The organism is Brevundimonas sp. (assembly GCF_023259385.1).
Taxonomy (GTDB): domain Bacteria; phylum Pseudomonadota; class Alphaproteobacteria; order Caulobacterales; family Caulobacteraceae; genus Brevundimonas.
In genome coordinates this window covers 1-9068 of the sequence record NZ_JAHFPF010000113.1, presented here as the reverse complement: position 1 = coordinate 9068, position 9068 = coordinate 1, and the positions used below count along the sequence as shown (strand labels likewise).

9 protein-coding genes are annotated in these 9068 nt (G+C 65.5%); 6 read left to right on the top strand and 3 right to left on the bottom strand.

Annotated elements, in window-relative coordinates; translation table 11 throughout:
* Positions 1–55: 55 nt before the first annotated feature.
* Genes Q0C81_RS10045 through Q0C81_RS10035 form a run of 3 tightly spaced genes read left to right on the top strand, consistent with a single transcriptional unit; the run spans position 56 to position 4952 of the window.
* Entirely contained in the window at positions 56–1393 is a 1338-nt protein-coding gene (locus Q0C81_RS10045) for an efflux RND transporter periplasmic adaptor subunit (protein ID WP_291837076.1), read from the top strand.
* On the top strand, positions 1390–4542 hold the full coding sequence (locus Q0C81_RS10040) for an efflux RND transporter permease subunit (protein ID WP_291837075.1): 3153 nt from the start codon (positions 1390–1392) through the stop codon (positions 4540–4542). Before Q0C81_RS10045 ends, Q0C81_RS10040 begins: the two co-directional genes overlap by 4 nt.
* Positions 4539–4952: a copper-binding protein gene (locus tag Q0C81_RS10035; RefSeq protein ID WP_291837072.1), complete on the top strand. Its 414-nt coding sequence runs from the start codon at positions 4539–4541 to the stop codon at positions 4950–4952. Before Q0C81_RS10040 ends, Q0C81_RS10035 begins: the two co-directional genes overlap by 4 nt.
* Positions 4953–5353: 401 nt before the next feature.
* Here the strand turns inward: Q0C81_RS10035 and merC are convergent, their stop codons facing one another.
* On the bottom strand, positions 5354–5764 hold the full coding sequence (gene merC, locus Q0C81_RS10030; protein ID WP_291837070.1) for an organomercurial transporter MerC: 411 nt from the start codon (positions 5762–5764) through the stop codon (positions 5354–5356).
* Positions 5765–5971: 207 nt separating this feature from the next.
* The gene (locus Q0C81_RS10025) at positions 5972–6421 is read right to left on the bottom strand and encodes a helix-turn-helix domain-containing protein (protein WP_291837079.1); all 450 of its coding nucleotides are present in this window, start codon (positions 6419–6421) and stop codon (positions 5972–5974) included.
* An 81-nt stretch (positions 6422–6502) separates the two neighbouring features.
* On the opposite strand from Q0C81_RS10025, the gene Q0C81_RS10020 reads away from it, so the two are divergent.
* Positions 6503–6904 (top strand): mercuric transporter MerT family protein, encoded by a 402-nt coding sequence (locus tag Q0C81_RS10020; protein ID WP_291837068.1) that lies wholly within the window; start codon positions 6503–6505, stop codon positions 6902–6904.
* On the opposite strand, the gene Q0C81_RS10015 is transcribed toward Q0C81_RS10020, so the two are convergent.
* Complete coding sequence (locus Q0C81_RS10015; RefSeq protein WP_291837066.1) at positions 6874–7077, bottom strand: hypothetical protein; 204 nt, start codon at positions 7075–7077, stop codon at positions 6874–6876. The two genes, Q0C81_RS10020 and Q0C81_RS10015, sit on opposite strands and share 31 nt — an antisense overlap.
* Here Q0C81_RS10015 and Q0C81_RS18300 point away from each other — a divergent pair.
* Entirely contained in the window at positions 7028–7234 is a 207-nt protein-coding gene (locus Q0C81_RS18300) for a heavy-metal-associated domain-containing protein (protein ID WP_367117993.1), read from the top strand. The two genes, Q0C81_RS10015 and Q0C81_RS18300, sit on opposite strands and share 50 nt — an antisense overlap.
* A 110-nt stretch (positions 7235–7344) precedes the next feature.
* Positions 7345–8775: a mercury(II) reductase gene (merA, locus tag Q0C81_RS10010; RefSeq protein ID WP_291837064.1), complete on the top strand. Its 1431-nt coding sequence runs from the start codon at positions 7345–7347 to the stop codon at positions 8773–8775.
* The last annotated feature ends 293 nt before the right edge of the window (positions 8776–9068 follow it).

The window sequence follows — 9068 nt, the reverse complement described above, 5'->3', positions numbered from 1 at the left end:
AAGCCGCCGTGGCGCGGGACGCGGTCCGGATCAACCTCGTCTATGGGGCCGACCAATGAACGGTTTTCCAAACACCCGCCTGGGCGTCGCCGTGGGCGCCCTGCTGCTGGTCGGGATCGGCGTCGGGGCAGGGGTCCTGATCGCGCCCCGATCCGGCGAACCGGCGACGCGGACGGCGGACGCGGGCGCGGATCGCGAAATCCTCTACTGGTATGATCCCATGGTCCCGAACGAGCGATATCCGGGGCCGGGGAAATCGTCCATGAACATGGATACAATCCCCAAATACGCCGACGAAGGTGGAAGCGGTTCATCCGGCGGCGTCCGGATCGATCCGGCGCTGTCCCAGAATTTGGGGGTCCGGTACGCCACGGCCCGCCGTGGCGACCTGGAGGGCGATCTTAGCGCCACGGCGGTGGTCGATTACAACGAACGGGACATCGCCGTGGTCCAGTCGCGGGCCGACGGCTTCGTGCAGCGGGTCTACAATCGCGCGCCTGGCGACGTCATCGCCGCCGGCGCACCCTTGGTCGATTTGCTCATCCCGTCCTGGGGCGGAGCCCAGACGGAATATCTGGCCGTGCGGCGCACCGGCAATACGGCCCTGATCCATGCGGCGCGGCAGCGACTGGTGCTGTTGGGCATGTCCGAGAGCCTGATCGCCTCGGTCGAGCGCAGCGGGCGGGCGCGAAACACCATCACGATCTCGACCCCCACCGGCGGCGTGATCAAGACCTTGGGCGTGCGCGCCGGCATGAGCGTCACCCAGGGCATGACCCTGGCCGAGATCAACGGCCTGGCCACCGTCTGGGTCAATGCCGCCATCCCGGAGGTGCAGGCGAGCCAGCTGAGGGTCGGACAGTCCGTCGAGGTGGCTCTAGCCGCCTTCCCGGGCGAGCGGTTCACGGGTCGTCTGACCGCCCTGTTGCCTGAACTCGTCGGCGACAGCCGCACGGTCACCGGGCGGATCGAAATGACCAATCGCGGGGGCCGTCTGCGCCCCGGCATGTTCGGCCGGATCACCTTCGGCGGCGGTTCAACTCCGGCGTTGCTCGTGCCGACCGAGGCGGTGATCCGAACCGGAGAACGGGACATTGTCATGCTCGCCCTGCCGGAGGGCCGCTATCAACCGGCCGAGGTCCGGATCGGACGGGAGGCCGGCGGTCAGACCGAAATCCTCGCCGGTCTCAGGGATGGGGAACGGATCGTCGCGTCGGGGCAGTTCCTGATCGATTCCGAGGCCAGCCTGTCAGGCGTCACGGCGCGGCCGATAGGCCAGACTTCCGGGCCCGTGCGCGCCCCGGCGTCGCCGACGGCCGGCCGGTCCGCCACCGCCGCCCAAACGGGCGCATCCATGGCTGCGCCCGCCCCGCGTGGGAGGTCTGGGCAATGATCGCCGCAGTCATTCGCGCCTCGGTCAAGGGGCGCTTCCTCGTCCTTATGGCCGCCGTCGCCCTGTTGGCCGCCGGCCTGTTTGCGGTGCGCAGCACGCCGGTCGACGCCCTGCCGGACCTGTCGGACGTGCAGGTCATCATCCGCACCAGCTACCCGGGGCAGGCGCCCCAGATCGTCGAGAACCAGGTCACCTATCCGCTGGCGACCACCATGCTGTCGGTGCCCGGCGCGCGAACGGTTCGGGGCTATTCCTTCTTCGGCGACAGCTTCGTCTATGTGCTGTTCGAGGATGGGACGGACCTCTATTGGGCGCGGTCCAGGGTCCTCGAATATCTTAGCCAGGTGCAGGCGCGGCTACCCGCGACCGCCCAACCGGCGCTTGGTCCGGACGCCACCGGCGTCGGCTGGGTCTATGAATACGCCTTGGTGGACCGCACTGGCCGCAACGATCTGGCGCAGTTGAGAAGCCTGCAGGACTGGTTCCTCCGCTACGAGTTGAAGACCGTGCCGGGGGTGGCCGAGGTCGCCAGCCTCGGTGGCATGGTGCGGCAATACCAGGTGGTGCTCGACCCGGTGAGGCTCGCGTCCTACGGCGTTACCCATCAGGCGGTGGTGGAGGCCCTCCAACGCGCCAACGGCGAGACGGGCGGCTCGGTGCTCCAACTCGCCGAGGCCGAATACATGGTCCGCGCCAATGGTTATCTGACCGAGCTCGACGACTTCCGGGCCGTGCCGCTCCGCACGGCGGCTGGAGGCGTGCCGATCAGCCTCGGGGATGTCGCGACCATCCAGATCGGCCCGGAGATGCGACGCGGCATAGCCGAGCTCAACGGCGAAGGCGAGGTCGCGGGCGGCGTCGTCATCCTGCGATCCGGCGCGAACGCCCGGGCCACGATCGCGGCCGTCGCCGAGAAGCTCCAGACGCTCAAAGCCGGATTGCCGCCGGGAGTCGAGGTGGTGACGACCTACGATCGCTCGCAGCTCATCGACCGGGCGATCGACAATCTGAGCGGCAAGCTGATCGAGGAGTTCATTGTCGTCGCCCTGGTCTGCGGCCTGTTCCTCTGGCACGCCCGGTCGGCTCTGGTCGCCATCCTGACCCTGCCGCTGGGCGTACTGGCGGCCTTCCTGATCATGAATCTCCAGGGCGTGAACGCCAACATCATGTCGCTGGGCGGCATCGCCATCGCCATCGGAGCCATGGTCGATGCGGCTGTGGTCATGATCGAGAACGCCCACAAGCACATCGAGCGATGGGAGCATGACCACCCGGATGATAAGCTCGCGGGCGAGGATCGCTGGAAGGTCATCACCGAGGCGGCCGTGGAGGTCGGACCCGCGCTGTTCCTCAGCCTGTTGATCATCACCCTGTCGTTCATTCCGGTGTTCAGCCTGCAGGCCCAGGAGGGCCGGCTGTTCGCGCCGCTCGCCTTCACCAAGAGCTATGCGATGGCGGCGGCGGCGATCCTGTCCATCACTCTCGTGCCGGTTCTGATGGGCTATCTGATCCGAGGACGGATCCCGGCCGAGCAGAGCAACCCGATCAATCGCTGGCTCACGCACATCTATCGCGGGCCACTGGACTGGGTGCTGCATCATCCCAAAAAGACCCTGGTGGCGGCCTTGCTGGTCTTCGCCACCACGGCCTGGCCTCTAAGCCAACTCGGCGGCGAGTTCATGCCGGCGATGGACGAGGGCGACCTGCTGTATATGCCTTCGGCCCAGCCGGGCCTCTCCCCGGCCAAGGCGGCGGAACTCCTGCAGCAGACGGATCGGATGATCCGCACCGTGCCCGAAGTGGCGACCGTCTTCGGCAAGGCGGGCCGGGCTGAGACCGCCACGGATCCGGCTCCGCTGGAGATGTTCGAGACCACCATCCAGTTCAAACCGCGCGATCAATGGCGGCGCGGTATGACCTCGGAGAAGTTGATCGAAGAGCTCGATCGCGCGGTTCGGGTTCCCGGGCTGTCCAACGTCTGGGTCCCTCCCATCCGCAATCGCATCGACATGCTGGCGACGGGCATCAAGAGCCCCGTCGGCGTCAAGGTGTCCGGTGCCGACCTGGCCGCGATGGACCGTATCGCGGCCCAGGTGGCCCAAGTCGCCAGGACCGTTCCCGGCGTGACTTCGGCCTTGGCCGAACGCCTGACCGGCGGGCGTTATGTCGACATCGAGATCGACCGGCGCGCGGCAGGCCGTTACGGCCTGAACATCGCCGATGTCCAGTCGATCGTCTCGGGCGCCGTGGGCGGGGAGACGATCGGACAGACAGTGGAAGGGCTTGCCCGCTATCCCATCAGCGTTCGCTATCCGAGAGAGATGCGCGACAGCGTGGAACAGCTCCGAGGCCTGCCGATCCTGACGCCGTCGGGTCAGCAGATCACCTTGGGCACGGTCACCGATATCCAGATCGCAGACGGCCCTCCGATGCTAAAATCCGAGAACGGCAGGCTGACCACCTGGGTCTATGTCGACGTTCGGGGGCGCGACCTCGCGTCTGTCGTCGCCGATCTGCGTCAGGCGGTCGCAAGCGAGGTGAAACTCGCGCCGGGCGTCAGCATCGCCTACTCGGGCCAGTTCGAATATCTGGAACGGGCGGCCGAACGGCTCAAGATCGTGGTTCCCGCCACGCTCGTGATCATCTTCATCCTGCTCTATCTGACCTTCGGCCGCTTCGACGAAGCCCTGCTCATCATGGGCACCCTGCCGTTCGCCCTCACCGGCGGTTTCTGGCTGCTTTATCTGATGGGCTTCGATCAGTCGGTCGCGACCGGCGTGGGGTTCATCGCCCTGGCCGGCCTGTCAGCCGAGTTCGGCGTGGTGATGCTGATCTATCTCAAACATGCGCTGAAGGATCGAGGACCTGATCCCGACCGGGAGCAGGTCGAGGAAGCCGTTCGCGAAGGCGCCCTGCTACGGGTCCGCCCCAAGGCGATGACGGTTGCCGTAATTCTCGGTGGTCTGTTCCCGATCCTGATTGGTCACGGCGCGGGGTCCGAAATCATGAGCCGCATCGCCGCGCCGGTGATCGGCGGCATGATCACCGCGCCCCTCCTGTCGATGCTTGTCATCCCAGCCGGCTATCTCCTCCTGAGACGCCGGAAATCACGTCCCACCCCAACCCCCACCCAAGGAGCTACGCTATGAAAAACCTGTTTGAGAAGTCCCGCACGCTCGCTCTCCGCCTGAGCCTGTCAGCTGGGGCGGTCATCGCCCTGGCGGCCTGCAGTCAGCAGCCGGCAAAGGAGACGGAAACGCCGAGTGACGTCAGCTCCGCCGCCGCGCCCGCGGCCTCGGCGGGAGAGATGGACGCCATGTCGCCGGCGGCCGGGGAGAAGTCCGCGACCGCGCGGGGCGTGATTTCGAAGATCGACGCGCAGGGCGGCAAGATCACGATTGAGCACGAGCCGATTGCCAGCCTGGAATGGCCTGCGATGACCATGGGCTTCGCGGCGTCACCCGCCCTGATCGAACAGGCGAAGGTCGGTGACAGAGTCGAGTTTGATCTTGTTGTTAGGGGCAGCGCCGGCGAGGTGAAGGCCATTCGCCCGCAGTAACCGCAGCTGATCAGTCTGGTGCCGCATGCCGCGCGGCGTCCGGTTCGCGACGCGGTGGAGGGCCGTTGGCTGCTCCGCCGCGTCGAGACTTTCTTTGACTCACCAAGACCCTCGCCCACCCGTCCGCCCGGCGCGGGAGGCCTGCGGACAAGCTGAACCGCCGCCTGAGGGAACGGAGCGTTGGAACTCACCTTGAAGTACCCGAGCTCGATCACGGAGGAGATGGGTCATATGAGCGACACCAACGGCATAACCTCAAGGTCAGACGAGATATCCATGTTCCGCCGGCGGGCGTCCGTCGATCTAGGCTGCGAATCCGGCATGTGAGCCGGGTTCTGAGTCGTTGCCGCTTTGGCGACACTGTAATCTTCGCTTAGGCAGGCCCGACAAGGAGTTGGGAATCATGCCACGCCGCCGAGCCTCCTTTTCGGCGGGGACACCAGATCCCAAATCGACACGGCGATCATCAACGTGAGACCGGGGTAAAGAAGCCAAGCCGTCGGCCAACCAAAGCTCGCCATCAGCAAGGCGGCGGCCAATACCAGCAAAGGTCCGACCATGCCGATGATGGTTCTCGACCATCGCCGATGACGCATTCCGCCAGCCAGGTTGGCCGCCAAAGCAATTACCGCAAACAAAGGGAGCAGGTAGCGAATAAAGACCCCTTCGTATTGGCTCAAAAAGCCAAGACCCAAAGCCGCGGCCAAGCTGCCGAGGGCTGGAAAGCACGCAGCGCATCCCATGGCCGCAACAATTGCGCCGACTACGCCCGCCTTGTCAGCCGTGCGGGTAATGGGTTCTTGGTCCAACATAGCTATTCCTCGGATGACTTGAGTATGGCGATCTGAGCGCAGGGGAGCTGAGCGCGCTGATATTTGCGGTGACGAGCATCCGAATAGGGTCTGTAGTACCTACAGATACAAGAGCATTCTGGTCGTGTCGAAAGCCGTCAACAACTCCCCGGATGTGTCGGGTATGGACGTACCCAAATTCCAAGGCCACAGGTGGGCGAAAGCCGTTCACGACGCCGGTTGGTTTCCGGCCGGGGCGTCGAACAGAGCTTCCAAGATCGGGCACTCCGGCGTGGCGCCTGCCGCGCACTCGGCGACCATCTGGACCAGCACCTTTTCCATCTTCCTCAGGGCAGCCAGCTTGGCCCGAACGTCACCCAAATGGGCGGCGGCGACCACACGCGCTTCCGCGCATGGCAGATCGCGCTGCTCGGCCAACTCGAGCAGGCCCCGTATTTCGTTCAGGGTGAACCCGAGGTCCCGCGCCCGCCGAACGAAGTTAAGCCGCAGGAGATGGCCTTGGCCGTAAAGACGGTGTCCGCCCTCGCTGCGGGCCGGGGCGGGCATCAGGCCGATCTTCTCGTAATAGCGCACGGTTTCGATATTGACCCCGGTCCGCCTCGACAGTTCGCCGATGGGGAGGCGTGGTGTGGTGTCGCGCAGGGCGATTTTGTCCATCATGGCGTTTACCTCTTGTATCTGTAGGAACTACAGACCCTACCTTGTGTCCATCGACCCGTGAAAGCGTGAGGAGCGTCCATGGCAGACGGCAAGGAAAAACTCGGCGGACCCCTGACAGAGGTAGACAAACCGACCGGTCGTACGTTGCTCGTCGTTGGAGGACTTGCCGCTGCGATCGGCGGGACCTCCTGCTGCGTCTTGCCGTTGGCGTTGTTCGCGCTCGGGATCAGCGGGGCATGGATCGGCAACGTCACGGCGCTGGCCCCTTACCATCTCTATTTCATAGCCGCCGCCGTGGTATTGCTGAGCCTCGGCTTCTTCCGGGTCTACCGCCAGCCTGGGGCCGCATGTGCCGAAGACGCGACCTGCGCCCGGCCGGCCTCGACGCGTCTCGTCAAGATCGCGCTCTGGACGGCGACCCTGCTCGTCGCCCTCGCTCTCGCATTTCCCTATGTCGCGCCGCTGCTGATCGGCGCCTGATTTTTCCTGGAGACTTCGATCATGACCCCTTCGATCCGCGCCGCTTTCATTTTCGCGGCGGCTCTCTTCACTTCTGATGCCGCACAGGCCGCCGAACGCACGGCGAGGCTCGACGTCAGCAACGTGTCCTGCGTGACCTGCGCGCCCATCGTCCGTCGCACGATCTCACGCATCCCCGGCGTTGAAGCCGTGACTGTCACTGTGACTCCGGGCGGGAGAGGACAGGCCGTGGCGACGGTGACCTACGATGACGCCCGCGTAACGCCAGCCGCCTTGGCCCTAGCGTCGACAAGGGCCGGCTATCCCGCTCGTGTTCAGGCGCGCCGATAGGGCGTTGCCGGCGTCTTGTGTGACGCCTCGAGGACGATATTCGAACGTCTGCCGCGCGGCCAGTCCCTGCGTCAGGACACGCAGAGTCAATCTAGAAAGATCAGGACAGTATGAGTGATTGTTGCACGCCCTCAGGGGACGTCGCCAAGACCTACGATCTCGTCGTGGTCGGGACGGGCTCTGCCGGCTTCTCGGCCGCTATCACGGCGGCGGAACAGGGCGCACGGGTCGCGCTCGTCGGAGCCGGGACGATTGGCGGAACCTGCGTCAACGTCGGTTGCGTGCCGTCAAAGGCCCTGATCCGGGCCGTCGAACCTCTGCATCAGGCCCGGGCCGCGAGCCGTTTCGACGGCATTCAGGCCTCGGCCGCCATCACAGACTGGTCCGAAGCGGTTCTGCAGAAGGACCGACTGGTCGACGACCTTCGCCAGACCAAGTACGAGGACGTGCTGCAGGGTTATGACGCCATCACCTACCACGAAGGCGCGGCGAGACTCGTCGAGGGCGGCGTGGAGGTCGGCGGCGTCCGGCTGACTGCGGACAAGGTGATCATCGCGACCGGTTCGCGTCCGGGGATTCCAGCGATCCCTGGCATCGAGTCGGTGCCTTATCTGACCAGCACCACCGCGCTCGAATTGGAGGCGTTGCCCCGATCGATTCTGGTGATCGGCGGCGGCTATATCGGGGCGGAACTGGCCCAGATGTTCAGCCGGGCAGGCGTCGACGTCACCATCGTCTGCCGGTCCCGACTGTTGCCTGAGGGCGAACCCGAAATCAGCGAGGCACTGCAACGCTATCTCGCGGACGAAGGCGTCACGGTCGTGGCGGGGGCCGTCTACGGGTCTATCAACGCGTCCGACGAGGGGGTCTCGCTCAGCCTCACGCAGTCCGGCGGCCCAAAAACGATCACCGCGGAGCGCGTTCTGATCACGACGGGCCGGGTTCCCAACGCCGATGGGCTGGGGCTTTTCGAGATGGGGATCCAGATCTCGCCAACGGGAGGCATCGCCATCGACGACCGGATGCGCACCACGCGCGCGGGCGTCTATGCCGCAGGCGATGTCACCGGGACGGACCAGTTCGTCTATATGGCCGCCTATGGCGCGCGACTGGCCGCCAGGAACGCCCTGAACGGCGACACCGAAGTCTACGACAATCGCGCCATGCCGGCGGTCGTCTTCACCGATCCCCAGGTGGCGACGGTGGGGCTGACGGAAGCCGCGGCCCGCGCGGCCGGTCACGATGTGCAGACCTCGATGATCACCCTGGACCACGTCCCTCGCGCGCTAGTGGCCAGGGACGCGCGTGGGCTCATCAAGCTGGTGGCGGATCGCGGCACGCGCCAGCTCCTCGGCGCGCACATTCTGGCGCCGGAAGGGGCCGACAGCATCCAGACCGCAGCGGTAGCCATCAAATGCGGAATGACGGTAGAGCAGTTGGGCGACACGATCTTCCCCTACCTCACGACCGTCGAGGGCCTGAAGCTGGCCGCGCTGACGTTCAACAAGGACGTCACCAAACTCTCTTGCTGCGCCGGTTGAGGGGCAAGACCCGATGCTTTCCGCTGCGCCGCCTGTCGGCTGCTGTGCCCTTGATCCAGTGACCTTCGGCGTCCAGGGCCTCATGCTCGTCGTCACGGCTCTGGCGGGCTGGCTGATCGCGCGCCTGCAGGCTCGGCTGCGACGCCATCGGGCGTCGCGGACTCCTTGAACGCGCCTCTATGACTCACCGAAATTCGGAAACATCTCCGCAGCGAAGGGGAACCTGAAGCAACTCCAGCTTCGTTGCCCTCCTGAGAGCTTCCGTCCCGGCAGACCATGTCGTGTAGCCACCG